22 protein-coding genes are annotated in these 24,813 nt (G+C 64.5%); 14 read left to right on the top strand and 8 right to left on the bottom strand.

Annotated elements, in window-relative coordinates; all coding sequences use genetic code 11:
- Positions 1-18 precede the first annotated feature (18 nt).
- The 4 genes from TVC13_RS10120 (at position 19) to TVC13_RS10135 (ending at position 5,079) form a co-directional block, all read left to right on the top strand.
- Positions 19-1,374 (top strand): TrkH family potassium uptake protein, encoded by a 1,356-nt coding sequence (locus TVC13_RS10120; protein WP_422401085.1) that lies wholly within the window; start codon positions 19-21, stop codon positions 1,372-1,374.
- Positions 1,367-2,062, top strand: a complete 696-nt coding sequence (locus TVC13_RS10125; protein WP_422401086.1) for a potassium channel family protein — start codon at positions 1,367-1,369, stop codon at positions 2,060-2,062. The genes TVC13_RS10120 and TVC13_RS10125 overlap by 8 nt, the downstream gene beginning before the upstream one ends.
- 147 nt (positions 2,063-2,209) lie before the next feature.
- On the top strand, positions 2,210-3,070 hold the full coding sequence (locus TVC13_RS10130) for an oxygenase MpaB family protein (RefSeq protein ID WP_422401087.1): 861 nt from the start codon (positions 2,210-2,212) through the stop codon (positions 3,068-3,070).
- 47 nt (positions 3,071-3,117) lie between these two features.
- Positions 3,118-5,079, top strand: a complete 1,962-nt coding sequence (locus TVC13_RS10135; protein WP_422401088.1) for a glycerophosphodiester phosphodiesterase family protein — start codon at positions 3,118-3,120, stop codon at positions 5,077-5,079.
- A 94-nt stretch (positions 5,080-5,173) separates the two neighbouring features.
- On the opposite strand, the gene TVC13_RS10140 is transcribed toward TVC13_RS10135, so the two are convergent.
- The 5 genes from TVC13_RS10140 to TVC13_RS10160 form a co-directional block, all read right to left on the bottom strand.
- Positions 5,174-5,431, bottom strand: a complete 258-nt coding sequence (locus TVC13_RS10140; RefSeq protein WP_422401089.1) for a metal-sensitive transcriptional regulator — start codon at positions 5,429-5,431, stop codon at positions 5,174-5,176.
- Positions 5,432-6,006: 575 nt separating this feature from the next.
- Positions 6,007-8,082 carry a DUF222 domain-containing protein gene (locus TVC13_RS10145; protein ID WP_422401090.1) on the bottom strand — a complete coding sequence of 692 codons (2,076 nt, stop codon included), beginning with the start codon at positions 8,080-8,082 and terminating at the stop codon, positions 6,007-6,009.
- Between the two features lie 903 nt (positions 8,083-8,985).
- The gene (locus TVC13_RS10150) at positions 8,986-9,639 is read right to left on the bottom strand and encodes a hypothetical protein (RefSeq protein ID WP_422401091.1); all 654 of its coding nucleotides are present in this window, start codon (positions 9,637-9,639) and stop codon (positions 8,986-8,988) included.
- Between the two features lie 171 nt (positions 9,640-9,810).
- Positions 9,811-12,120 carry an alkaline phosphatase gene (locus tag TVC13_RS10155; RefSeq protein WP_422401092.1) on the bottom strand — a complete coding sequence of 770 codons (2,310 nt, stop codon included), beginning with the start codon at positions 12,118-12,120 and terminating at the stop codon, positions 9,811-9,813.
- A 145-nt stretch (positions 12,121-12,265) separates the two neighbouring features.
- Positions 12,266-12,886: an L-threonylcarbamoyladenylate synthase gene (locus TVC13_RS10160; RefSeq protein ID WP_422401093.1), complete on the bottom strand. Its 621-nt coding sequence runs from the start codon at positions 12,884-12,886 to the stop codon at positions 12,266-12,268.
- Positions 12,887-13,106: 220 nt separating this feature from the next.
- On the opposite strand from TVC13_RS10160, the gene TVC13_RS10165 reads away from it, so the two are divergent.
- The gene (locus TVC13_RS10165) at positions 13,107-13,526 is read left to right on the top strand and encodes a hypothetical protein (RefSeq protein WP_422401094.1); all 420 of its coding nucleotides are present in this window, start codon (positions 13,107-13,109) and stop codon (positions 13,524-13,526) included.
- Positions 13,527-13,547: 21 nt separating this feature from the next.
- Here TVC13_RS10165 and TVC13_RS10170 read toward each other — a convergent pair whose 3' ends face one another.
- A complete protein-coding gene (locus TVC13_RS10170; protein WP_422401095.1) occupies positions 13,548-13,964 on the bottom strand; it encodes a VOC family protein in 417 nt (138 codons plus the stop codon).
- Positions 13,965-14,194: 230 nt separating this feature from the next.
- On the opposite strand from TVC13_RS10170, the gene TVC13_RS10175 reads away from it, so the two are divergent.
- The 4 genes from TVC13_RS10175 (at position 14,195) to TVC13_RS10190 (ending at position 18,142) form a co-directional block, all read left to right on the top strand.
- Positions 14,195-15,448, top strand: a complete 1,254-nt coding sequence (locus TVC13_RS10175) for an MFS transporter (RefSeq protein ID WP_422401096.1) — start codon at positions 14,195-14,197, stop codon at positions 15,446-15,448.
- A gap of 31 nt (positions 15,449-15,479) precedes the next feature.
- Positions 15,480-16,511 carry a non-homologous end-joining DNA ligase gene (gene ligD, locus TVC13_RS10180; RefSeq protein ID WP_422401097.1) on the top strand — a complete coding sequence of 344 codons (1,032 nt, stop codon included), beginning with the start codon at positions 15,480-15,482 and terminating at the stop codon, positions 16,509-16,511.
- Between the two features lie 92 nt (positions 16,512-16,603).
- The gene (locus TVC13_RS10185; protein ID WP_422401098.1) at positions 16,604-17,227 is read left to right on the top strand and encodes a malonic semialdehyde reductase; all 624 of its coding nucleotides are present in this window, start codon (positions 16,604-16,606) and stop codon (positions 17,225-17,227) included.
- Between the two features lie 132 nt (positions 17,228-17,359).
- Complete coding sequence (locus tag TVC13_RS10190) at positions 17,360-18,142, top strand: glycosyltransferase family A protein (protein ID WP_422401099.1); 783 nt, start codon at positions 17,360-17,362, stop codon at positions 18,140-18,142.
- Here TVC13_RS10190 and TVC13_RS10195 read toward each other — a convergent pair.
- Positions 18,109-19,062, bottom strand: coding sequence for an alpha/beta fold hydrolase (locus tag TVC13_RS10195; RefSeq protein ID WP_422401100.1), 954 nt, complete (start codon positions 19,060-19,062; stop codon positions 18,109-18,111). The two genes, TVC13_RS10190 and TVC13_RS10195, sit on opposite strands and share 34 nt — an antisense overlap.
- 133 nt (positions 19,063-19,195) lie before the next feature.
- On the opposite strand from TVC13_RS10195, the gene TVC13_RS10200 reads away from it, so the two are divergent.
- The 4 genes from TVC13_RS10200 (at position 19,196) to galK (ending at position 23,240) form a co-directional block, all read left to right on the top strand.
- The gene (locus TVC13_RS10200; RefSeq protein ID WP_422401101.1) at positions 19,196-20,050 is read left to right on the top strand and encodes a class I SAM-dependent methyltransferase; all 855 of its coding nucleotides are present in this window, start codon (positions 19,196-19,198) and stop codon (positions 20,048-20,050) included.
- An 85-nt stretch (positions 20,051-20,135) separates the two neighbouring features.
- Complete coding sequence (locus TVC13_RS10205; protein ID WP_422401102.1) at positions 20,136-20,948, top strand: lysophospholipid acyltransferase family protein; 813 nt, start codon at positions 20,136-20,138, stop codon at positions 20,946-20,948.
- Between the two features lie 4 nt (positions 20,949-20,952).
- Positions 20,953-22,110 carry a galactose-1-phosphate uridylyltransferase gene (gene galT / locus TVC13_RS10210; protein WP_422401103.1) on the top strand — a complete coding sequence of 386 codons (1,158 nt, stop codon included), beginning with the start codon at positions 20,953-20,955 and terminating at the stop codon, positions 22,108-22,110.
- Positions 22,107-23,240 carry a galactokinase gene (gene galK / locus TVC13_RS10215; RefSeq protein WP_422401104.1) on the top strand — a complete coding sequence of 378 codons (1,134 nt, stop codon included), beginning with the start codon at positions 22,107-22,109 and terminating at the stop codon, positions 23,238-23,240. The genes galT and galK overlap by 4 nt, the downstream gene beginning before the upstream one ends.
- A 76-nt stretch (positions 23,241-23,316) precedes the next feature.
- Here galK and TVC13_RS10220 read toward each other — a convergent pair whose 3' ends face one another.
- A complete protein-coding gene (locus tag TVC13_RS10220) occupies positions 23,317-23,973 on the bottom strand; it encodes an SDR family oxidoreductase (protein ID WP_422401105.1) in 657 nt (218 codons plus the stop codon).
- 232 nt (positions 23,974-24,205) lie between these two features.
- Between TVC13_RS10220 and TVC13_RS10225 the strand changes: the two genes are divergently transcribed.
- Positions 24,206-24,813: carboxylesterase family protein (locus tag TVC13_RS10225; RefSeq protein WP_422401106.1), on the top strand; the 608-nt coding region annotated here is incomplete at its 3' end.

The raw sequence follows: 24,813 nt of genomic DNA on the forward strand, positions 1-24,813 counted from the left end.
CCGGCGTACTGTCGATGTGTGCCTGAGCGTACCGGGCCGGGACGCCGCGGACGGGTCTCGCGTCCTTCACAGGTGGTCTTCCTCGGTTTCGTAGCCGCGGCCCTCTGCGGAACGGGACTGCTGATGCTGCCTGCCTCGGATGCCGTTGCCGGCAGTGCCTCCTTCACTGATGCACTGTTCACCGCGGTCTCAGCCCTGTGCGTAACGGGCCTGTCAGTGGTGGAGACCCACATCTACTGGTCCACGTTCGGGCACGTGGTGATTCTCGTGCTCATCCAAATCGGCGGGCTGGGCGTCATGACGTTCGCCTCCCTTGTGGGCCTGGCGGTCATAGGCCGGTTCAGCTTCCGGTCGCGGCTGCAGGCGATTGCGGAGAACCGAAGCCAGGACCTGAACGGAACCCCGCGGGTGATTGCCGGCGTGGTGCGGATCTCACTCGCCACCGAAGCGATGGTAGCCCTCGCTTTGGCGCTCCGGTTTTGGCTCGGTTACGGAAAGGACCCGGGGGAAGCTCTGTGGCTGGGGGTTTTCCATGCCGTCTCGGCGTTTAACAATGCCGGTTTTTCACTCTTCCCCCGCAACTTCGAGGATTATGCGTCCGATCCGCTGATCTGCCTTCCCCTGGCCGCAGCGGTGATCATCGGCGGGCTGGGTTTTCCAGTGCTTATTCAGCTGCGCCGTGCCTGGGGGAAACCGCTCCGGTGGAGCGTCAACACCAGGCTGGTCCTGTGGGGGACCCTGATCCTCCTCCCGGCCGGCACCGTCTTCATTGCCCTGTGCGAATGGAGCAATCCACAGACGCTGGGGGCACTGTCCGGACCGGAACGCATTTTGGCGGCGTTCTTTATGTCGGTCCAGACCCGAACCGCAGGTTTCAGTTCCCTGGACGTATCCCAAATGGACCCGTTGTCCTGGCTGGGCATGGATGTCCTGATGTTCGTTGGTGCTGCGCCGGCCGGAACCGGCGGGGGAATCAAGGTGACAACCTTCGCGGTGCTGTTTTTCGCCGTTGTCGCTGAAGCCCGCGGCAACCCGGAGGTGACGGCGCTGGGCAAGACGCTTCCTGCCTACACCGCCCGGCAGGCACTGGTGGTGGTGCTGGTCGCCGCAGGACTGATCGTCTCCGCCACCGCGGCACTGATGGCCATGACGGATTACCCCATGGACCGCCTGCTGTTCGAGACCGTCTCCGCGTTCGGCACAGTCGGGCTCTCCACAGGGGTTTCTTCGGCTCTGCCGGTAGCTGGGGAGCTGATCCTGGTGGTACTCATGTTCACAGGCAGGCTTGGGCCCATTCTGCTTGCTTCCGCCCTGGCTCTCCAGGAGCGCAGGCTCAAGTACAGACTTCCCGAGGAAAGGCCGATCATTGGCTAGGCTCAGTGTTTTCTCCGGCAGGGAATCAGCGCGGATCAGCGAATCCGATGCCGTGGCGGTGATTGGCCTGGGCCGGTTTGGCCAGTCACTCGCCCTGGAACTCATGGCCAGCGGTATCGACGTGCTGGGGGTCGACGGGGAACAGCAGGTGGTGCAGAGCCTGGACGGGCGGCTGACCTACCTGGTGATGGCCGATGCCACGCAGGAGGATGTTCTCCGGCAGCTCTCGATTCCTGAATTCAACCGGGTTGTGGTGGCTATCGGGCAGGATATCGGTGCCAGCATCCTCATCGTCTCCCTGCTGCTGCGGTTCGGCGTGCCGCAGATTTGGGCGGAAGCCGTCAGCGAAGCACACGGCACGGTGCTGCATCAGCTCGGCGTCAACCACGTCATCTTCCCGGAAAAGGATATGGGCCGCCGGGTGGCGCATCTGGTGCAGGGAAGCATGCTGGACTACATCCCGCTGGGCGGCAATTTTGCCGTCATCGAGACGTCGCCGCGGCAGTTTCTGGCCGGCTCCACCATCTATGAGGCCCAGGTACGGCGGCGGTACGGCGTCGTAATTGTTGCTGTCCGCAAGTCCGACGGCGAGTGGCAGTTCGCCGAACCCGATCTGCTGATCGAGGAGGGCGACGAACTCCTGGTGGCCGGACCTACGAAGAAGGCGGAGGCCTTTAGCCGACAGTAGTGTCCGGCCCGTTTCCGCGGGTCTGACGATTGTGTCGCCATCATGACGCACCGGAAGTGACGCAGCTTATATACTCAACGCAACTTGGATACTGTCCAAGTTTGACTGGCCACCAAATACCGGCCGACCGTTGCGTGAGGAGCCAAAGTGACACAGACAGCCCGGCCCACTGACCAGCCCCGCCAGGACTTCGGATACTTCGGTCCGGATAGCATCAGCTGGCGGCTGTACTCAGATCCGTCGTCCAAACTGGGCGGGATCGCTGCCCTCCTGCTGCAGGCGCTGAATCCCAGCATGATGAGGCTGTTCACTGCGGTCAGTGCCGCAGGCCAGGATCCTGTGGCCCGGGGCGAGCGCACGGGACAGTACATCGACACCACCATTTTTGGGGACAAGGCCCACGCCGACGCCGCTGCGCGGTCTGTTCGTGGAATGCACAAGCATGCGAACTGGCAGGATCCGGTCACCGGAGAGACTCTCCGCGCCGAGACTGCGGACTGGATGGACTGGACCCACAACACCCTGGTGTATGCAGTTCTGCGGGCTGCCGATGCGTTCGGCCCAAAGCTTTCAGTTCAGGAGCAGGACCAGTTCGTTGTGGAGCAGCATATCGCCGCCGAACTGGTGGGGATCGATCCGGCGCGGCTGCCGGCAACCTACGTCGAGCTGGAGAAATACATCGATGACCAGCGGCACTGGCTGGCCCTGTGCCTGCCTGCTGCGGAGGTCAGCCAGGCAATCCGCAAGCCCTCCCTGCGGGGTAACCCGGTTAAGGTCTGGACCGGAATCGTCATCCAGGACGGCATCCTTTCACTGCTTCCGGACTGGGCCCTGCTTCTTTATGGCGTAGCCGGCCGGCCAATGAACCTGCGCAGCGCGGCGAAGACCACCAAGGGCATGATGGCTGCGGCCCGGCGTAACCGCTCCTATGAGGACGTGATTACGGATCTCACCACCAAAGTTGATACCCACCCTTACCGGAAGGTCCGCAACCGTGCCGGGAAATAATCCGTTGCGTCTGGTTTTGAATCTGAGTTTTGCCGGGAGCAGTGTCCATGCCGAATAGTCTGCAGGCCTCCATCCTGCCGGAGGGCACCACTCCGCCCAGTAGCGAGTCCCGGCGCGGAAGACGGCAGGAGCTCCCTCCTGCTCTCGCCTTCCGTTCGCTCCTGCCCGGTCTTCTGCGAGCCGGACGGGACCTGCTGAAGCTGGGCGGCTGGCGGCTGGTCGCCGTCTATGCAGCCACCCAGGCGCTGCCACTGCTGCTGGTTTCCCCGCTGATCCACTGGATGTTCACACAGGCTCTTGCATCCACAGGTGCCCAGGCCGTGAACTCGGCCGGGATTTCGGAGATGCTTGGGAACCGGGTTTCGCTGGCCTGGCTTGTGGGTCTGTGTGTGCTGGCCCTGTTGACGGTTTCGCTGCAGCTAGGTGTGCTGGTGGTTGCCGCTGCACAGGTCCGTGCCGGGGGGAGCCTGCGTCCTGCCGTGCTCCTGCGGATTTGCCGGCCCCTGATAGGCCGGCTGCTGCGTCCGGGTTCGCTGCCTCTCGGTGCGTACCTGTTCCTGGCCGTACCTCTGACTCAGGCGGGTTTCTTTTCGGTCCTGACTCATTCAATCTCCATCCCCAACTTCGTGTCCGGGGAGATGCTCAAGTCGATGCCGGGGACGCTTACCTACGTGTCCTTCCTTGTTGTGGTCGGAACCCTTGCGCTGCGCTATTCCCTGGCGGTTCCGTTGTTTGCCGTGGGTGGTGTTCCCGGCGGCAGGGCGATGCGTCTGAGCTGGCGGGTGACCGGGCGGACGACGCCGGCACTGCTGGTGGGCGGTGCCGCAGCGGTTCTGGCCGGCCTGCTCGCGGGTGCTCTCCTGGTGTTCCTGACGCTGCTTCCGACCCTTGCTGCCGATCTGGTGTTACCTCGGGCCGCTGCCGGAGTTGCCGCTTTCAGCCTTGGTGCTGCCCAGGTTGCCGGGGTGGTGATTGCCGGCAGTTTTGTTCTCTTTGTTGCGGGTATGCTCCTCGAGCTGACTGAGCGAAGCGTGCCTCTGTTTCCTTCGGATGTGCAGTTGACTGCCGTTTTGTCCGACAGTGGAAGAGGTGCGGTCTACAACAGGAGCGGCGATCGCAGCCGCTTGCGCGGACGGCGGAGAAATCCTGGGCGTGCCGCGGTGGCGGCTGTCGCCGTCGTACCTGCCCTGATTCTGGGTGTCCTGAATCTTCCCGTGATGGAAGGGCTGCGCAACGTTCCCGAAGCGCTGGTTTTGGGGCACCGCGGATTCAGCGGCGGGGGAGTGGAGAACACGGTTTCCGGATTGCGTGCTGCCGAAGCGGTTGGGGCCGATCTGGTGGAAATGGACGTTATGCAGAGCTCGGATGGTGAGTTCGTTGTGATGCATGATGCGAATTTGCAGCGGTTGGCCGGCCGGAATGAGGCCGTTGGGGATCTGACCCTTGCCGAGCTCACGTCCGTGACTGTTCATGACCAGTTTGGCCACACCGATTCGATTCCGTCGCTGCGGGACTACATTCTTGCTGCGCAGGAGATTGGTGAGCCGCTGCTGATTGAGCTGAAGCTGCACGGCGGTGAAACTGACGACTATGTTGAACGCCTGGTTGCCGAGCTTGAATCGCTGGACGCTCTGCACGAGAACATCTACCACTCGCTGAGCCAGGAGAAGGCTGAGGAACTGAAGCGCTTGCGCCCTGAGCTGTATGTGGGTCTGACCCTTGCGGTGGCCGGTGTCGCAGCTCCGCAGACTACCGCGGACTTCATTGTTGTGGAGGAAGCCTCGTATACCGATGCGGTTCGTGAATCTGCCTGGGCGGACGGCAAAGACGTCTATGTGTGGACTGTGAATGGTTCCGATGCCATCCGGGGCATGCTGCGGGATGGTGTTGACGGCATCATTACTGACCATCCGGATGTGGCTCTTCGGGACCGTCAGGGGATGGGTCCCGATGAGCCGATGAGTTCGAAGCTCTATGACGCGTTGATGAGGTTTGTGGTGATCTTCTAGCTGAGCTGGCGGATGCCGGCGCGGGATCTGTGCGGAACCGGGGTCACCGAGGTGCATATCGCCCTTGGTGCCCCCGCCGCCGTCGTTATTCGCTCTAGGCGAGGGACATAAACAGCTTTTCCATCTCTTTGCGGTCCAGGGTGGGGTCTTCGCTTGTGAGGCACTGTTCGAGTCCGGAAGCGATGATTGCGAATCCTGCCCGGTCAATCGCTTTGGATACGGCAGAGAGCTGCGTGACGATGTCCTTGCAGTCCCGTCCTTCTTCAAGCATCCGTGTGACGGCTGCGAGCTGTCCCTGGGCGCGCTTGAGGCGGTTGATGATCGGCGTCGTGTCTTCGCTGTCGAGCTGCATGGTTTCTCCTGTGCCGCGGTGTGCCGATGCCGGCACGATTCCCTCAATGGTATACCCCGGTGGGTAATTTGCATACCCCTAGGGGTATGGCGGATGATGGGTGCGTTGCCGGGTAAAGATCCGGCAGTCGACCCATACGAGGAGAAAAACCATGTGCCGTGCCGTGAAATGCCGTAGCTGCGGAAAGTCGACCTGGGCAGGTTGTGGAAACCATGTGCAGGACGTCATGCGGAACATTCCGAAGTCGGACCGCTGCACCTGTGACCGCAAGGCACCTGCCCCCAAGGCCGAGAGTGCGGGCTGGCTGGCGAAGCTGTTCGGACGGTAAACAGGGACGATTGCTCTGGTGACAGGCCAGACGTTGAGGGCGGATGTTTGTGCCGCTGAGGGGTTCCATGGCGTTGGTGCGGAACGGTTGTGGGCACACGACGGCCGAGAGCCGGAAAGATGCTTGGCCCGGCGATTCAGAAGCCCGGCACGACGTGTGGCTCCGGTTGTCCACTAGCCCAGCACGATGTGTGGCTCCGGCATGCACACAAGCCCGGCACGGTGCCTGGCCACTGACTGACCAGAGATCAGAAGGGCGGCGGGTCGTTGGCCAGGGAGTCGGCGTCATCGGATTGTCGGGCCGTGCGGGATCTGTCTGTACCATCTCTACCCCCACCCACACCCCGGGCCCTGACGCCGCCGGCAGCGACGTCCCCCAATCCGTACCAGCCGCCCGAATCGGAGCCGCCTCCGGCGGGGCCGTTCTGAGCTCTCTCCTGGAATCTCGCGCTGTTGGCCCGTGGCATGTAATCCAGGGCAGCGTCAGTTGTGTAGGTACGTCCCGTCGGTGACTCCCATTCGATGGTTCCGGGTTCGGGTTGGCGGGCTTTCCAGTGGCCGAGGGTTTTGAAGCGGTGGTGTTTGGGGCAGAGGTGTTCCAAATTTGTATGGTCTGTTGGTCCGCCGTGGGAGAAGGGCATGGTGTGGTCGATCTCGGCATGGGTGACGCTGACTGAGCAGCCGGGGAAGCGGCAGGTTCCGTCCCGGGCTTGGAGCCAGCGTTTGAGTCCTGCGGGGATACGGCGTGTTCGACCCACGTTGAGGATTTCACCGGTGGCCGGGTCTTGGAGCAGGGGTGTCCAGTGCAGGGCCTCGAGGATCATGGTCCGTGCGGTGTCGGCACTGATTGGTCCGTAGCCGTTGAGTTCAGCAGGGTTCTCGTCGAGTCCGGCCAGGGTGTCAGCGTTGATCAGGACCATGACTTCGGTGCGGACTTTGGACCGGTTCCGGTTCCGGTGCCGTTCGGCCCGGCGTGGCCGTTTCGGTTCCGGGTTCGTACGAGGGGTGGAGGCCAGCGGTCCACTGGAATCGGGAACGGGACCGGTCTCAGTCTCAGTTCCGGTCCCGGTCGCAGTCTCGCTTCCGACCTCGGTAGGAGTGTCTAGGGGCTTCACCCGTGCGGTGCCGCCCACGGTACCAACACCAACACCAGTGCCGGTGCCTGTGTCAGAGAAAGCGGCACCGCGGGAGCCGCGGCCGCGGCCGCGGCCATCGCCATGGCCGGTGCCAGTGCGAGTGCCAGTGCCAGTGTGACCGCCGGTGCTTGAGCCGGGGAAAGTGGCAGTGCCAGTGGAAGTGGCACCGCGGCAGTCGCAGCGATCGCTGGCGGGAGTGCCGGTGCCAGACTCGTCCTGACTGCTCGCTGCAGTACCCGGACCAGAACCAGGGCCCGTGGTTGTGGGTACTGGTTCGCCTTCGAGGAGCAGTTCGGTGAGGGCGTCGGCGCGGAGCTGGTCCATGGTTCGCGGGTCGCCGGCTCGTTTGCCGGCTTTGGCGGCACTGGTGAGGGCTGCGAACATGGCCTGGCCCTTCTCCGCAGCGATGATCGCGCTCAGGCAGGACATCCCGTCGGGCAGGGGCTGGAACATCACCCGGCGTTTGTCCTTCGCCTCACGGTGCCGGACCGGAATCAGATCCGGGAACCGGGACTCCCGGAGCCTTCGGGCCCGACGGCCGAACCCGGCAGCAGTCCTGCCCTCAGCCTCGGTGAGCAGGTCGCGTTCGAACGCGCCACGCACAGTCAGTGAATCGGCACCTGCCAGGGCACCTCCGGTTCCGGCCCCGTCGACCGACGCTGTTCCATTGGAGGCTGATCCCGAAGCCCTGTCCTCATTTCCCTCGTCAGCCCCGTCCCCATTTCCCTCGCCAACTCCACCGCCGGGTCCCATATTGAGTCCGAGGTCCAGCTGGCCCGCATCTGACTGGTTGCCACCGGCATCTGCCCCCGCCCGGTCGTCGGCGGCACCTGGCCCGGACTCACCTTCCGGGACCCCCAAGACGTCTGTAGGGAGGTTATGGGTTTCCTCGAGGATGATCCGGGCGTGCTGGAGTGCGATCTTCCCCTCTGCCAGACGGGTCAGAGTCTCCGGGGCGTCGGCGCAGAGGCGGGAGGATTCACTGATGAGCTGCATCGCGGTCATATGCGGGATGTTCAAGACAGCCGATGCTTCCGCTGCCGCAAGGCTCATGGCCAGTGCTGGTTCTTCCCTTCCTGAGGCATCGGCGATGTCCCGGGCGAAGAGAACCTCCAACCGGGCGGCAACACGTGCCTGCTGAGCCTGCGCCCAGGAGACCAGCATCCCCAGACGCTGCAGAGCAGACACGGTTTCGTCATAGCCCAAGGACTCGGCGCCATGAAACGACAAACTGCCAGCAAATCCCTCAGGAAGCGCTTCCACCGGGGTGTCAGCAGCCAAGGCAGGATCGGCACAGAACACTGCACCGGAAGGAACACCAAACCTGGAATGCGAGCCAGACGAGTCGGCGGGTCCCGGTCCGCGCGAAAACCCGGGATTCGGCCCAGACTGGTTCCCGGGGTGAGGCCCAGACGAGCCGGCGGGCCCCGGTCCGCGCGAAAAACCGGAATGAGGCCCGGACGGGTTCCCGGAATGAGGCCCAGACGAGCCGGCAGGTCCCGGTCCGCGCGAAAACCCGGGATGCGGGCCAGACTGGTTCCCGGGTTGCGGGCCAGAGGGGTTCCCGGGTTGCGGCCCAGACTGGCTTCCAGGATGAGGCCCAGGCGAGGCGCCGGAACCCGGCAAGACAGAGGACTCGGCATCCGGTTCAACCCCTGATTCAACACCCGCTTCCACCCCCGGCCCAGCACCCGGCACACCGCTCCGATCCCGGTCAGTTGACTGGGAGAACGCGGTGCCCGAGGAACGGTTCATACCCCTAACTCTTTCAGCTGCCACTGACATTCCGAGCCCAAAAACAGCCCTTTTCAGGACCACCAATTACCGGTCAGTTACCCGCTTTTACTGGCGCGGTCGACACAGGCTACGGGAGGTGAACCGGCCTGCGTGAGCACTGAGAAAAGAACGGTGTCGGGCCGTGAGTGGACGGTAGCGGCCGCCTTAGCGGAGGCTGCTGACAGAATTTGCCCGGAAACAGAACTGCTTAGGTGCCGGTACACGGGCCGGGCGGACGCTGAGCCGCAGAACTCCATGCCCCGAGCCACCACCGGCTGCCTGCCCACAAACGATTTTCCCGGGGCGACTGCAAACCTAAAGGACAACCCCGTCAGGCAGCTCCGGAGCATCGAACTTCTGACGCTCACATTCAGCACGCAAAGGCGGATAGGTCTCGGCAATCAAATCCAGAATGCGGTTCCGCACAATCAAATACGCTTCACCAACACCAACCACACCCTTGAATTCCTTGAGCTCCTCTTCATAGGAAGTCTGTTTGTGCCGAAGGTAATTCACAGTCATCCGGTCACGCCGGGCCTGCGAAGTCCTCGGACCGGCAGGAGACTGGCTGCGGCGCAACCGGGAATTGTAATGATCCAGGGCTTTCTGCTGAACCTCATCCCATGGCTCAGGAACTATCCGCAGCTCCAATGCCTGGGCAGCAGCAACAGCTTCTTTTTTCTTGGCAAGAGCACGCTCCCGGGCAGCAAGCTGGCGCTTGCGCGAGGCTTCACGGGCCTTCCGGAATTCATCAGTGGCTTCAACAGCTTCAACACGTTTCCGGGAATAGAGCTTCATCGGAGCGGCTTTGCGGGAAAACGGATTCCGGGCAGTACGGTCAGGTTCCGGCAAAAACGTTTTAATCTGTGTTTCAGTCCAGCCGCGTTCTTTCTTCAAATCCGCTGCAATCAGGAAATCTTCACTGTTGGCAGGTTTCGGACGCGGCGGATGATGCTTCCCTCGGGACATTCAGAACTTCTTCGATGGTGCGGACGGGTCGCTCTCAAGTCTAGAAGGCTCCAAGCACTAAGGCTCCAAGCACTAAGGCTCCAAGCACAACGACGACGGCGCCTTCCGCAGGGTGCGGAAGGCGCCGTCGTCGTCCGGACCGGAAAACTCCCGGTCAGTGGAAGCGGACCGTCACGAACCCCTGTAAGCCCGGGGGAGCGGAATCCCGCGCTGCTCCATAACGAGCCGGAGCCGGGTGGGGTAGTCGGTAATGATGCCGTCAACACCAAGGTCGATGAGGTAATTCATCGTGGCCGGCTCATTGACCGTCCAGGGAACGATCTTCAGTCCGGCCTTCCGCGCCTCGGCAACCATCTGCCGGGTAACGGAGGTGTAGATGGGAGAGATCACGTCATACCCCTGAGCTGCGGCAGCCTTCACCGCTGACCCGTCGTAATCGTCAATGTCGATGCCGCCCAGGATCGGAGCAGCACCCGGCTGGCCGATTTCCAGGGTGGCCGGGTCGGCTACCAGAGCCACCCGATCCAGCCGCGGAGCCAGACGGCCCACCAGGTTCAGGGCCGACCAGTCGAAGGACTGGATGGTCACACGGTCCGCCATACCGGACCGCCGAACTTCACGGACAACTGCCCGGGTCAGTGCTTCCATCCCGGGACCGCCGGCCCGGCCCTCCTCGACCTTGGTCTCGATATTGAAGCCGACAGACCGCGCCCGCAGCTCACGGGCCAGGGCGAATACGTCCTTCAGCTCGGCAATCCTGTTTCCCTCCACAACCTGCTGTTCGGGGAATCCCGGCAGCTGCGTAAAGCCGCAGTCGAGGGTCTTCAGCTGCGCCAGGGTGAGCTCAGTGACCCTGTCGCCAACGTAGGGGAAGTCCGGATCGTTGGCAGCCGCCGGTTCGGTATCCCGGCACTTGGTGTCCAGGATGACGTCGTCATGCCAGACGACGACGGCGCCGTCCTCACTCAGGTGGGTGTCCAGTTCCAGTGTGCTCACGCCAAGCTCAAGCGAATGCCGGAAGGCTGCCAGCGACTCCTCCGTATACTCACCGCGTCCGCCGCGGTGCGACTGCAGGTCCAGCCCGGAACGCTGGACCCCGGCGCGCATCTGCTCAACCATCACGTCGAAAATGTGCGTGTCCTCGTAGAACCCGCCCAGTTTCTCCGAACCCGGACCCATGGCGGTCAGCGGAACGTCCAGGGCAGTGTGCCCGTCGGTAGTCCAGTCCACGGAAAAGACCTGGTCCGAATTCGCAACCGGAAGCGGACCGTCTTCGGCTGAGATGCCAACCCCGGACTCGTCTTCAGTGTCGTTGAAGGCCTCGATCGTCATGCCGCCGGTCTGATGGTCACCGACCACGATCAGCAGGGTATTCCCGTCAGCTTCAGCGAAGTCCCGGGCGACAGCTACGGACTGTTCAAACGCTATGCCTGCCTTGATCGTCAGGGCCGCATCGTTGACGTGGGACATCGAGTCGATGCCTTCGTCCTCGACAAGGAGAAAGAATCCTTCACCCTCGGTGCCGCCGCCACCGGGTCCGCCACCGTGCCCACCGCCGTGGCGTGCCTGCGATGCGGGGGAGGAGAGCAGCTCAAGAGCCTTCTGAGTCATCGTGGTCAATGGAACGTTCGGTTCGTAGACCTCCTCGACATCGTCTCCGTACTGGAACATTTCCTCATTGGCGAAGAGGCCCAGGACCTTGGGTCCCTGTGCCTGCAGGAGTCCGGCTTCGTCCCAGACATATTCGTAACCGTCTGCCTGCGCCTGCTCCACCAAATTGACGGTTCCGGTGCTCTCTTCCGAAGGATCCTCGGGCGGATTGTCCGGATACTTCCCCGGATTTCCCACCGGATACCAGTGGTCTTCGCCGCCGCCGAGAATAAGATCGGGCCGGCTGGATTCGAGGAACTGCCGTGCGATCTCGCTTTGCTCCCCGCGGTCTGCGACGTGCGAACCAAACGCGGCCGGCGTGGCGTCCGTGACCTGCGCGGTGGTCACCAGCCCCGTGGATTTGCCGAGGGCAGTGGCGATCTCCAGGGCCGTGGGCACCGGAACCCCGTTAAGGTCGACGCCGATGGCACCGTTGTAGGTCTTCACTCCGGTGGACATGGTGGTGGCCGCTGCTGCGGAGTCGGTGACGAACGTTTCCGGATCCGCTGAATTGGTGTGCACCAGCCCCAGCTCGGGGAGCGAATCCATCACCAGTTCGCCGGTGAGTCCCACGTGGGAGAGCCGGATGGCATTGCGCTGGGCCGTGCCCATGCCGTCACCGACCATCAGGATGATGTTCTTGGCCGCCTGCGGTTTGTCCGGACGTGGCTTCCCGGGACCATGGTCCTTCTTGTTGCCGGCCTGTTCCAAAGCAGCAGGTTCTGCTCCCGGATCCGGTGGACCGCCTGCCAATCCGGCCCCGCCGCTGCAGCCGGAGAGGATCAGTCCGCCCAGTATCGCCGTCGTTACTGTCAGTTTTCCCTTGTTCATTTGTGGTTTCCCGTCTCAGAGTGCGCGAGTGGTGACGCATTCCCCCCAATCAAGTGGGTTCACCCTTTCGGCACGCCTGAGCCGGTGTCAACAGCGGGGCACGAAACCGGCCGTCCACACCATGACACTGCCGCGCAGCAGGGTCCTATTCGAACCTGGACGGGTCCCCGGTGCCGACGCGGACAACTTCGGCCACACCGCTTGAATAGTCGACGACGGTGGTTGGATCCGGTCCGCAGAAACCTGAGTCCACAACTGCGTCCAGCTGATTGCCCAGAAGGTCCTGGATCTCCCAGCCTTCAGTCAGGGCCTCTTCCTGTCCGGGGAGCAGGAGTGTGCTGGAGAGGATGGGCTCGCCGAGGTCCTCCAGCAGGGCCTGCACCACCTTGTTGTTGGGAATCCGGACACCCACGGTCTTCTTCTTCGGGTGCAGCATGCGGCGCGGAACCTCTTTGGTGGCAGGCAGGATAAACGTGTAGCTGCCCGGTGTGACCGCTTTGATCGCCCGGAAAACGTCATTGTTGACCTGGACAAACTGGCCCAGCTGGGCAAAGTCACGGCACATCAGGGTGAAATGGTGCTTGGAATCCAGCTCCCGGATAGCACGGATCCGGTCCAGGGCGTCGCGGTTGCCGATCTGGGCGCCCAGGGCATAGCAGGAGTCGGTGGGGTAGGCGATCAGCCCGCCGTCCCGGAGCACAGACGTAACCTGGCTGACGGTGCGCGGCTGGGGATTATCCGGGTGAACATCGAAGTATCTGGCCATGTCCTGAGCTTACGCGTTCCGCCCCGGCACCTGCCCGGAACAAGGCTGGACGACGACGTCGGCACGCTGGATACTGCCGGTAGGCCGGTTACACGGGTTGGGACACCGGCGGGTACATCGTTCGGCACGGACCGGCGGGAACACCGGGAACACCGGGAACACCGCGAACACCGGGAACACCGGGAACACCGCGAACACCGGCAGGACAGCAGAGGAAAGAATGCATGAATCCAAAGGCTTCACCCGGGTCGAAAAGCTGCTGATCGGCCTGGAACTGAGCACGGGTGCGGCTGCCCTCGTCTCCGGGGCGCTGCTGGCTGCGCGGCCTGACGGGTCCTTCCTGCATGCCGGTCCTGAGGTCCTGCGCAGGACCCCGTTTCGGAACTGGCGCCTTCCCGGGCTGCTGCTGGGAGTCGGCTGCGGGGGAGGCTATCTGGCCGCCGGAACCCTTCAGCTGCTGCGGCATCCGGCCGCCCCGGTGGTCTCCGGAGCAGCAGGCGCGGCTCTGGTCGGACTGGAGATCTGGGAAGTCGCCGTCATTGAGTTCCAGCCCCTTGAAGCCCTCTACGCGGCTATCGGCGGCGCGGTTGCGGCGCTGGCGCTGCGCAGCGCCGTCGAAGGCAGAACGCGGATCCCGTAGTTCCGGCCGTCCGTGCGGGGTTTAGGAGCCGCTGTCTTCGATGCTGATCATCCAGCTGGTGCCGAACCTATCGGTCAGCATTCCGAACACGTCGCCCCACGGAGCGCGCTCCAGCGGCACAGTCATCTGGCCGCCGTCGAGCAGCTTGTCCCAGTAGCCGCGCAGCTCATCGCCGTTGTTCCCGCTAAGTGAGATCGAATAGCTGCTGCCCTCGTCCAGGTTCATGCTGTTGGGCGTGTCCGAGGCCATCAGGACAAACCCTTTGTCCGTTGTCAGGGAGGAATGCATGATCTTGCCGGCCTCGGATGGGTCCTCGCTGGCATTCATCTCACCAAACGTGGAGCTCTCGAGAGTTCCACCGAAAACATCCTGATAGAAGGCCATGGCTTCTGCCGCGTTGTCACGGAAACTCAGGTAGGGATTCATCTGGGTGGGCATAGCCGATCATCTCCAATACTGTCCGGGTCCGGTACAAGCCGGCGTGTGAGAAAGTATGCGCTTGGCCACACCGGCAGGGAAGGGAATCCCCGGAATCACCCCGTAATTCCGGGGTGCGACCGGGCCCTGCACCGCCGAAATCAATTCCGCCCCCGGAGTTCACCGGCGTAGCGTTAGGTAGTTGGGTTAGGCAGCCTAACGGGGGACAGAAACGGAAAACGGAGCGTAAATTGCCGCAAGAAGGCGAACAGCACGAACAGGCGGACAGGAGCGAACTGCCCGTGGACAGGGGCCGGACCGGGAACGACGCCGCTCCCCGGCCGCTGTGGACCAAGGCCTTCAGCCTGGCGATCGCCGTCAATTTCTTCATCTCCCTGGTGTTCTACCTGCTGATGACATCCATGGCCCTCTATGCGGTGGAGCGGTTCGGGGCCTCGGACACCGCTGCAGGCCTGACCACCGGCTCCTTTGTGCTCGGCGCGCTCGTGGCAAGGATCTTCGCCGGGAAGTTCCTCGACTTTGTCGGCCGGCGCAGGATGCTGCTGATTGGCCTGCTGCTCTATACCGTGGCCGCCCTGTTCTATATTCCGGCAGGCAGCCTGGGGGTCCTGATCACCATCCGCGTGCTGCACGGCGCTGCCTTTGGGCTGGCTAGCACGGCCATCTCGGCCTCCGTGATGGGACTGATTCCCGCCGGGCGCCGGGGCGAGGGAACAGGCTATTTCGGAATTTCAAGCACCCTGGCGACCGCCGCCGGACCCTTCCTGGCCGTGCTCCTGGTGGACCGCACCAGCTATGACGTCCTGTACATGGTCACTGCGGTATGCGCTGCCGCGTCCCTGCTGACAGCGCTGGCGCTCAAACTCCCCGAACGGACACTCACCGAAGCCGAGACCGCGGCAAAGTGGCGGATGCGGCCGGCGGATTTCTTTGAACCGCGCGCAGCGGCAGTCGCATCGGTGATGCTGGTGGCCGGCGTCGCCTACTCGGGAGTGCTGACCTTCCTGAACTCCTACGCACAGGAGAAGGACATGGTGGCAGCGGCGTCGGCCTTCTTCCTGATTTACGCCGGAATTGTGTTCATCTCCCGCTTCGTCGTTGGACGGCTCCAGGACACACGAGGGGACAACGCCGTGGTGTATCCCATCCTGACTTCCTTCGCGGTTGGACTGGGACTGCTGGCGTGGGCGCCGAACACCACGGTGCTGGCCCTGGCCGGAGCGTTTGTGGGAATGGGCTTCGGAGCCCTGATGCCCACCGCCCAGGCGATCGCCGTGACCGTGGCCCCGGACCACCGGATCGGCATCGCGACGTCCACCTTCTTCCTGATTCTCGACGCGGGTATTGGCCTGGGCCCCTTCCTGCTGGGACTGCTCATCCCGCTGACCGGCCTCTCCGGGATGTACGCGGTGCTCACCGCCGTCGTAGCTGCAGCGATGGTCCTGTACCACTTTGTGCACGGACGGTTCGTCAGCCGCCGCTGACAGCACGGCAGGCAGCGGGTAGCCTGCCTGCATGGCGGCCAAAGCAACTACCCTTTCCGTGCCCGGACCCCACGGTGTCCGCGAGGTTCGAATCTCGAGTCCGGACCGCGTGCTGTGGCCGGAGTCCGGCTTCACCAAACTGGACCTTGCCAACTACATGGTGGCCGTGGGCGGGGCCTTCACAGCTGCGAACGGGGACCGGCCGCTGTCCCTCCAGCGTTTCCCCGGCGGCATTGACGGAGAACAGTTCTTCTCGAAGAACCCGCCCAAGGGCGCCCCCGACTATGTCCGTGACGTGATGGTCGTTTACCCCAGTGCCCGGTCCCACCCCCAGCTAGTCATTGACGAACCGGCGGCAGCTGTCTGGGCAGTGCAGATGAACACCGTGGTGTTCCACCCCTGGCCCTCCCTGGCCGGGGACCCGGACAACCCGGACCAGCTCCGGATTGACCTGGACCCCCAGCCCGGCACCGATTTCGACGACGCGGTACCCGCCGCGGTTGCCCTGCGCGAAGTGCTGGCCGAGGCAGGACTGGAAGCCTTAATTAAGACCTCCGGCAACCGCGGTCTGCATGTCTTCGCCCCGATTGAGCCGGTACGTGAATTCCAGGACGTCCGGCACGCGGTAATTGCCGCCGCCCGGGAACTTGAGCGCCGGATGCCAGCGCAGGTAACGACGTCGTGGTGGAAGGAGGAGCGCGGCGAGAAGGTATTCGTGGACTTCAACCAGGCCAACCGGGACCGGACCATGGCGGGCGCCTACAGCCCGCGCGCACTGCCTCACGCGCCCGTCTCCACGCCTATCACCTGGGAGGAGCTGGAGGGCGTGGATCCCCGCGCCTTCACGGTGGCAACCGTCCCGGAAAGGCTGGCTGAGACCGGGGACCCGTGGGCTGAGTTCGGCGAGCGGCAGGGCAGCATCGACACCCTGCTGCAGTGGTGGCAGCGGGATCTGGACAACGGACTGGGGGAGCTCCCCTTTCCCCCGGATTACCCGAAGATGCCCGGTGAACCGCCGCGGGTACAGCCGAGCCGAAGAAAGATGGACCTGCCGGACGCCTGAGTGTGAGGACCATCACGTTCACTTTTGGGAAGCGGAATGCAGTTAGCGGTGTTAACAATCTCCGGTAACTTCGCCAACCAGAAAGTGTCTCCATGAGCAACAGCACTACCCAGACCAGCCAGGATCAGTTCGTCGTTGACAGCGAAGCCCTCGACACCCTGTTCCTGGAAGCACGCACCGCCAACACGTTCACCTCTGAACCCGTCACCGAAGAGCAGATGCGGGCCATCTACGAACTGACGAAGATGGGTCCCACCTCGATGAACATCCAGCCGATGCGCATTACCTGGGTGAATTCCCCGGAAGCGAGGGAACGCCTGGTCAAGCACATGGCCGAAGGCAACCAGGCCAAGACCGCTTCCGCTCCGGCAGTAGCCGTGCTCAGCTTCGACACCGAATGGCACGAAGGCTTCCCGACCTTCTTCCCGCACGCGGCCGACCGCAAGGCCATGTTCGACGGCAATGCCGAACTGCGCAGCATCATGGGCAACAACAACGCCCACATGCAGGCCGCCTACTTCATCATGGCTGTCCGTTCCGTCGGCCTTGCAGCCGGTCCGATGGGCGCCTTCGACGCCGCCGGGATCGACGCCGAATTCCACGCGGGCACGAACCGCCGCACCTTTATGGTCGTCAATGTGGGCAAGCCGGGAGAGAACCCCTGGTTCGACCGCCTGCCCCGCTACGACTACGACGAAGTGACCATCACGCTCTAGGCGCGGATACAACCTGGAAAGGGCCGGCAGCCGCCGGCCCTTTTTGCTGCCCCGGCGGTCTTGACCGGGCAGTCCGCCTTCCACCCCCGGCGCCGGCAATGGGACGATTGCGTAGGCCGGAGGGCAGGGGATATGGCAACCATCTCAGTAGTGATACCCGCGCGGAACGACGGCGCCTTCCTCGAGCAGTGCCTGGCCGCACTGGCCCGGCAGACCCGGACGCCGGACGAAATTGTGGTCGTGGACAACGATTCCACAGACGATACAGCGGCGATCTGCGAGGCAGCCGGTGTCCGCCGGGTAGCGGAGTCTCTTCCCGGGGTTGCCGCAGCTACGGCCTGCGGCTTCGACGCCGCGGGCTGCGAACTGCTGGCGAGGCTGGACGCGGACTCGGTGCCCCCGCCCGACTGGCTGGAGCGGATTGAAGCCCTGGTGGAAGCGTCCGGTCCACTCACCGTCGTTACCGGTCCCGGGAACTTCTACGGCGGAAACGGGCTCACCCGGTGGATCGCGGAACACCTCTACATAGCCGGCTACCGCTGGTCGATGAACCTGCTGATGGGTCATCCGCCCATTTTCGGTTCCAACTTCGCCCTCCCCGCAGCCATGTGGAAACGCATGCGCGAAGGAGTGCACCGTTCCAGTTCCAGGATCCACGACGACCTGGACCTGAGCTGGCAGGTGGCACCGGACATGAATGTTCTCTGGGTGGATTCGCTCCGGGTGGGAGTATCTGCCCGGCCGCTCGAGAGCTGGTCCGGGCTTGGGCGGCGGCTCTCCATGGCCTGGACAACGTTCGCCACGGACTTCCGCCAGCAGGGCCCGCTGACACGGCGCAGGCTGCGGCGGGAATGGCAGGAAGGGCACCGGCCCGGCGGTGCCTACGGGCCCGCGGGTGGAGCTGCGTCCGCGTAAAGGGCCAGCAGGTCCCGGGCCAGCTGGTTGGGCGCCGTCTCGCAGGGGCTGTGCCCGCCGCGGTACACCGCCAGACGCCCCTTGATTGCCCGGGCAAACCCGGCGTGGACCCGGTTGGGCCACACGTCATGTTCACCGACGGCCACCAGCTTCGGCAGCGGCTGGGCCGCCAGCTCGGAACGGACATCCGGGACGTGGCGCATCAGGGTAATGATGTCCCGGATGGACTGCCTGCGTGTGTACCGGAAGCGCCGGCGCACAAAATCCATTCTGGACGGCGGCACCCGGGCGAAGTTCCGCTTCACACCCCAGACAATCAGGTCCGCACTCACGGGTCCGGAAACGAGAGGGGAGAACGGCCCCAGGATGCTGACGGAGCGGAAGGCCAATCCCGGCTCTGGGGGTGCGCTCATCAGAGTCAGCGTCCGGAACAGCTCGGGCCGCCGCAGCAGGGCCAGTTCAGCAACCACTCCGGCAAACGAATAGCCCAGGACGTGGACCGGTTCGCCCATTCGTTCCAGGACGGAAAGCAGATCCTCCACGAACAGGTCATAGTCGTAATGCTGACGTGGCGGAGAAAGGTTTTCCGGACCGGCCCCAGCTGACTCGTACTGGCCGGCCAGGTCATAGGCCAGGGCGTAGTAGCCCTGCGCAGCCAGCAGCGGCATCAGCAGCGAGAAGTCTTCCTTGGAGCCCATCACCCCGGGTACCAGGACCACCGGCGTCCTGCCATGCTCACCCATGGCGGACGCTGCGAGCTTTCCGCTGGGTACGTCCAGGCTGAGCCGCACCGCTCCCGGAGGCAGGACTGCCCAGTCGATGGAACCAATCTGCGAATCCAGTTCCGCCGCCGGCGGGGCGGCAGTGCCGTAGCCGGCGCCGTCGGACGCCTTGGGAACATCGCCATCCGGGAGGGCCATACCTAACGATAGCCAGCGCAGGTGCTGCGCCGAAGGTGTTCGCACGCCTTTACAGCCCCCCGCGGCAAGATCAGAATGGCCGGAACGGACCTTGAAGGTCCTGCCCGGATTGCTTGGCCCAGGAGAAGCAGCCATGGAAACACCCCAGCCCCGCCCCGACCCGTTCGATGAGCTTAAGGACCGGCACCGCCGGATGTGGGCGATGGGCGACTACAAAAGCGTTGCCGGCGAGGTGGTTCCCGAACTCGGTGCGGTCCTGGCTGCTGAGGCGGGCATTCGGCCAGGCGATTACGTTCTGGACGTGGCAGCCGGAACCGGGAACGCATCCATCCCCGCAGCCCTTGCAGGTGCCAGCGTGGTGGCACTGGACCTTACCCCTGAACTCCTTGCGGCTGGCCGGGGGATTGCCGGTGACCAGGGCGTGGAAGTGGACTGGGTGCAGGGCGACGCCGAGGACCTGCCTTTCCCGGACGGCACGTTCGACGCCGTCATCTCCTGCGTCGGCGTGATGTTCGCGCCCAACCACCGGGTGGCTGCGGGAGAGCTGCTGCGGGTCTGCCGGCCGGGAGGAACCATAGCCCTGCTGAACTGGACACCGGAGGGATTCGTCGGTGAGCTGATCGCGATCATGCGCGACTACCAGCCCCCGCAGACGGCCGTCCCCGGCCCGCCGATGTGGGGACGGGAGGATTACGTTGCCGGCCTCTTTGAAGATGGCGCGCTCGAGGACTGGCAAAGCCGTAAGCAGATGGTCACCGTGGACAGGTTCGAGAACCCCGAGCACTTCCGGGACTTCTTCAAGGCGAACTTTGGTCCGGTGGTGGGGGTCTACCGCGGGATCGGGGAGGACCTTGAACGCAGCGCCGCGCTGGACCGGGAACTGTCCTCACTGGCCGAACGCCATGCCCGCAATACCAGCGGCGGCATTGAAATGGACTGGGAATACCTGCTGGTCCGGGGAACAGCCGCCGGGCAGGGCCACCCGTAGTCCCGGCCGCCGGAGGTATTACCGGGCAGCGCCGTGCAGGCGATAAACTGCCAGTGCTGTCCCGTCCCCAGCCAAGGAGTCGACCGTGCCCCATAAACGCCGGCCTAACAAGTACGTTTACCGCTCCATCGTTTTCGCTGGTGTAGCAGCGGTGAAGCTCTTCCGGGTCAAGGTCATTGCCTCCGGACTTGAGCACCTGCCCACGGACGGAGTTGTCCGGGGACTGGACCGAAAGGTGGAGCCGGGCAAGGGCGCCGTCGTGGCGATCACGCATTTCGGCTACCTGGACTTTGTCTTCGCCGAATACCTGCTGTGGAAGCAGCTCAAGGTTCACATGCGCTACCTGGTCACCAAGAAGGCTGCACGCAAGAAGTTCGTGGCGGCTGTCTGCGACTGGTGCGAGCATGTGGTGGTGGACCGCTCGAACGGTGCAGCGGCCTACACCGAGTCCGTGGAGAAGCTGCACAAGGGCGATTATCTGGCGGTCCTTCCCGAAGCTGGTGTGAGCCGCAGCTTCACTGTGCGGCAGCTGAAGACCGGAGCGGTCCGCATGGCAGCGGAAGCCGGCGTTCCGATTATCCCTGTATCTGTCTGGGGAGGGCACCGGATGCTCACCCGCGGCCATGGGCTGAGCCTGAAGGCAGTTTGGAAGACACCCGTCCGGATCCACATCGGCGAACCGCTGAAGATCGATCCCGCTGCCTCGGTTCCCGAGGAGACACAGCGCCTGCAGCAAATTCTGCAGGCAGGAATCGACGAGTGCATCGACACATACCCCGAGAAGGCTCCCGACGGCGCGTGGTGGGTGCCGGTGAGCCGCGGCGGATCCGCCATGACCCCCGAAGAGCAGGTGGTCCTGGACGAAGCGGACCGCGCCAAGTACAAGATCACGGGCTAAGAGCGTGGTTCCGGCTGCGTCCGGTGCGGATCTTCCGGGCGGGACCGGTCCCCTCCGCACACACCTGGCCGATGGGCGGGAGCTGCTGTACTTTTTCGACGCCGGGCGCACCGCGAGTTCAGCTGCCCCGGTGCCGCCGCCGGACACCCGCGCGCTGCCCCCGCGTCCCGGCACACCGCGGATGCGGTATGACCGCCTGCTGGGGGAATGGATTTCATATGCCGAGCACCGGCAGACGCGCACCCACCTGCCGCCGGCTTCGGAGTGTCCGCTTTGCCCCTCCGCCCCGGGCCACGCGACCGAAATCCCGGCGGCCGGCTACGACGTCGCCGTATTCGAGAACCGCTTTCCGGCGTTTGGGCCCGGCACAGGCCCGGGCGAATCCGGTGGCACAGAGGTGCTGGCAATTGGTCGCTGTGAAGTTGTGGCATTTGCGCCGGAGCACCAGGCCTCTTTCACCGGGCTGACCCTGGAACGGGTACGGACGGTCATCCGGGCGTGGACGCACCGCACTGCCGAGCTCTCCCGCGTCCCCGGGGTTGAGCAGGTCTTCATCTTCGAGAACCGCGGCGCTGACATTGGCGTCACCCTGCACCATCCGCACGGGCAGATTTACGCCTACCCTTTCCCTGCGCCGAGGACCCTGCGCCAGCTTGAGTCGGCGCAGTCGTACCACGCTGAGACCGGAGGAGACCTGTTCCAGGACCTCCTGGCCCGGGAGCTGCAGGAGGGCAGCAGGGTAGTGGTGCGCGGACGCCGGTGGACCGCCTATGTTCCCTACGCAGCCCGGATGCCGCTCGAAGTCCACGTGGTGCCGCACCGCCAGGTTCCGGACCTCGCCTCGCTCACGGACTCGGAACGGGAAGAACTTTCAGTTCTCTACCTGGATGTGCTGCGCCGGATCGACGCCCTGTACCCCACGCCGACGCCGTACATCGCGGCCTGGTACCAGGCACCCGTGAACCATCCGGACCGGGATACCTACCGCCTGCACCTGCAGGTGACCTCTCCCCGGCGGGCGGAGAACAAGCTGAAATACCTTGCCGGATCCGAAGCCGCAATGGGAGCCTTCATTGCCGATGTAAGTCCGGAAGCAACGGCTGCCCGGCTGCGGGATGCCGCCCCTGCGGCGATTGCCGGTACGGCAGGAGTCCCATCATGAACACCGCAGCGGCGTTCCGGAACCTTTACGGGTATGAAGCGGCAGGCATCTGGTCAGCACCCGGGCGGGTGAACCTCATCGGCGAGCACACCGACTACAACCAGGGCTTCGTCTTTCCCCTGGCAATCGACCGCCGGGCCCGGATAGCCGCAGCGCCGCGGCAGGACGGACTTCTCAGGCTCGCCACCACGGCGCCCGGGGACCCTGCCGAAATCAGGGTCACGGACCTGGCACCGGGAAGACTGACCGGCTGGAGCCGGTATCTGGCCGGAGTGCACTGGGCTTTCGGCCTGCGCGGAGTACACGTGCCCGGAATGGATATCCTGCTGGACTCCGATGTTCCGGTCGGCGCAGGCCTCTCCTCATCCGCCGCGGTTGAATGTGCGGCTGCACTGGCCGTTCGGGAACTCAGCGGATCAGAGGTGCCGGACCTGGTGCTGCTGTGCCAGCAGGCAGAGAACGAGTTTGCCGGCGCGCCCACCGGCATACTGGACCAGTCGGCGTCGCTGCTTGCCGAGGCCGGCCACGCACTGTTCCTGGACTGCCGCTCACGGGAGAGCCGGCTGGTGCCGCTGGACCTTGCGGAGGAGGCAATGGCCCTGCTGGTCATCGACACCAAAGTCAGCCACGCCCACGACTCCGGCGGGTACGCCGAGCGCCGAGGTGACTGTGAGCGGGCAGCAGAAGCCCTGGGTGTAGCGTCGCTGCGGGATTTGACCTTGCCGGATCTTGTGCTGGCGGCTCCACAGCTGGACCGGAGGGCCTACCAGCGCGCCAGGCATGTAGTGAGCGAGAATGCCCGCGTACTGACCGCCGTCGCGCATCTTGAAGCAGGCCGTCCCATCCGCGGTCTGGGGCAGGTGCTCGCCTCCAGCCATGAATCGCTGCGGGATGACTTTGAGGTTTCCTGCCCCGAACTGGATCTGGCGGTTGAAACGGCCATGGCGGCAGGGGCCGCCGGGGCGCGCATGACCGGCGGCGGTTTTGGCGGTTCAGCCGTAGCCCTGGTCAGCCGGCCGGAAGCGGAGCGGATTGGGGCGGCCGTGGTGCGTGCGTTTGAGCGGTCAGGTTACGCGGCCCCCGAGGTGTTCGCCGTCGAGCCAGGGCCCGGAGCCCGCAGGGATGCCTGAACAGCCGCCGGGTCAGCGGAAAGGGCGGGGTACGGCGCCGATGCTGCCGTAACCCGCCCTTTGCCCTGAGTCCCGCTTAGGCCGTGGCCTGGGAACTCACGGCATCGCGGATCGGGGTCTGTCCGTTGATGAACTCGATGAACTGGCCAACCGTCCCCGGCTGCTCCAGCACCTCAGCCGCCACCGCGGCGACGTCGGCACGGGAAACACTCCCGTCCTGGGCCGGGCCGGTGCTGATGCGTCCGGTACCGGGATCATCAGTCAGCGCGCTCGGACCGAGGATGGTCCAGTCAAGGCCGCTGCGGCGCAGATGCTCATCCGCCGCTGCCTTCGCCTCTGCGTAGGCATAGAAGCCGTTCTCCGGATCCACGCCGTGGTCCTTGCCCGCACCCATGTAGGAAACCATGACGTACCGCTTCACCCCGGCCTGCTCCGCTGCCTCCATGGAACGGATGGCGGCGTCCCGGTCCACTGCGTAGGTCCGTTCCGGGGAACCGCCGCCTGCTCCGGCAGACCACACAACGGCGTCGTGCCCGCCCAGCAGCTCAGCGATTTCCTGCGCGCCCAGCTTCTCGACGTCCGCCACAACCGGATCAGCGCCTGTTGCTGCCACCTCGGACACATGGTCCGGGTTCCGGAAAAGCGAGGAGACCTGGTGCCCGTTCGCTGCGAGGTCCTTTGCCAGCTGCAGTGCCACCTTGCCGTGTCCGCCAATAATTGCCACGCGTGCCATGTTGCTCCTCTCATCGGGGGTCGTACAGGAAGCATAAGCATACTGATGGTCCCGCAAGAGACTTGTTCTGCCGCTGGCTGAACTGTGCACATGGCATCCCGCTGCCCGATCCCGGCGCAGGACGGGTTGGTATTCACCGTGGGGATGGTCTGCGCCCTGGCCGGGAACTAGTATCCGAAGGTGCCCGGCACCGTTCAAGCCATGTTCCGGCCGCACTGGTGAAAGGACCAACATGCCGACTACCACCGCGGAAGCAGATCTCACCGTCCAGACCACCGAGGGGCCCGTCCGCGGACGGCACACGGGCAGCGCGCGGGTCTGGAGAGGCATTCCCTATGCCCGGCCCCCGGTAGGGGACCTGAGGCTGAGGCTGCCGCTCCGGCCCGAACGCCGGAGCGAAGTCCTGGACGCAGGCAGCTTTGGCGCCTGGGCACCGCAGCGGGTCCGCCGGCTCCTGCCGGGCGCGGATCCGAAAACTCCGATGAGTGAAGACTGCCTGACGCTCAACATAGCTGCACCCGCAGCCCCGGCAGACGCTCCGCTGCCCGTCCTGGTTTTCATCCACGGCGGTGCTTTCACAACCGGATCAGCGGCCATGGACCTGATCGACGGCACAGGACTGGCTGCAGCGGGAAACGTGCTGTTTGTCTCGATGAACTACCGGCTGGGCGCCCTGGGGTTTATGGACTTCCGTTCCTACTCCACTGCCGGGCGCACCTTTGACGTCAATGTTGGCCTGGCCGACCAGGTCGCCGCCCTGGAATGGGTCCGCCGGAACAGGGGCCCCGCGGGGGGGGGGCCCGCGGGCCGCGCCCCCGGGGGGGGGGGGCGCCCGGGGGG

Origin of the sequence: Arthrobacter sp. 3Tela_A (genome assembly GCF_049311025.1) — a bacterium.
In the GTDB taxonomy this organism is placed as follows: domain Bacteria; phylum Actinomycetota; class Actinomycetes; order Actinomycetales; family Micrococcaceae; genus Arthrobacter_B.

Excerpts from the sequence above, each read along its gene's own strand:
- TVC13_RS10135 (WP_422401088.1), top strand. The coding sequence starts at position 3,118 with ATGCCGAATAGTCTGCAGGCCTCCATCCTGCCGGAGGGCACCACTCCG.
- TVC13_RS10140 (WP_422401089.1), bottom strand. The coding sequence starts at position 5,431 with ATGCAGCTCGACAGCGAAGACACGACGCCGATCATCAACCGCCTCAAG.
- TVC13_RS10150 (WP_422401091.1), bottom strand. The coding sequence starts at position 9,639 with ATGTCCCGAGGGAAGCATCATCCGCCGCGTCCGAAACCTGCCAACAGT.
- TVC13_RS10155 (WP_422401092.1), bottom strand. The coding sequence starts at position 12,120 with ATGAACAAGGGAAAACTGACAGTAACGACGGCGATACTGGGCGGACTG.
- TVC13_RS10160 (WP_422401093.1), bottom strand. The coding sequence starts at position 12,886 with ATGGCCAGATACTTCGATGTTCACCCGGATAATCCCCAGCCGCGCACC.
- TVC13_RS10165 (WP_422401094.1), top strand. The coding sequence starts at position 13,107 with ATGCATGAATCCAAAGGCTTCACCCGGGTCGAAAAGCTGCTGATCGGC.
- TVC13_RS10170 (WP_422401095.1), bottom strand. The coding sequence starts at position 13,964 with ATGCCCACCCAGATGAATCCCTACCTGAGTTTCCGTGACAACGCGGCA.
- ligD (WP_422401097.1), top strand. The coding sequence starts at position 15,480 with ATGGCGGCCAAAGCAACTACCCTTTCCGTGCCCGGACCCCACGGTGTC.
- TVC13_RS10185 (WP_422401098.1), top strand. The coding sequence starts at position 16,604 with ATGAGCAACAGCACTACCCAGACCAGCCAGGATCAGTTCGTCGTTGAC.
- TVC13_RS10190 (WP_422401099.1), top strand. The coding sequence starts at position 17,360 with ATGGCAACCATCTCAGTAGTGATACCCGCGCGGAACGACGGCGCCTTC.
- TVC13_RS10195 (WP_422401100.1), bottom strand. The coding sequence starts at position 19,062 with ATGGCCCTCCCGGATGGCGATGTTCCCAAGGCGTCCGACGGCGCCGGC.
- TVC13_RS10200 (WP_422401101.1), top strand. The coding sequence starts at position 19,196 with ATGGAAACACCCCAGCCCCGCCCCGACCCGTTCGATGAGCTTAAGGAC.
- galK (WP_422401104.1), top strand. The coding sequence starts at position 22,107 with ATGAACACCGCAGCGGCGTTCCGGAACCTTTACGGGTATGAAGCGGCA.
- TVC13_RS10220 (WP_422401105.1), bottom strand. The coding sequence starts at position 23,973 with ATGGCACGCGTGGCAATTATTGGCGGACACGGCAAGGTGGCACTGCAG.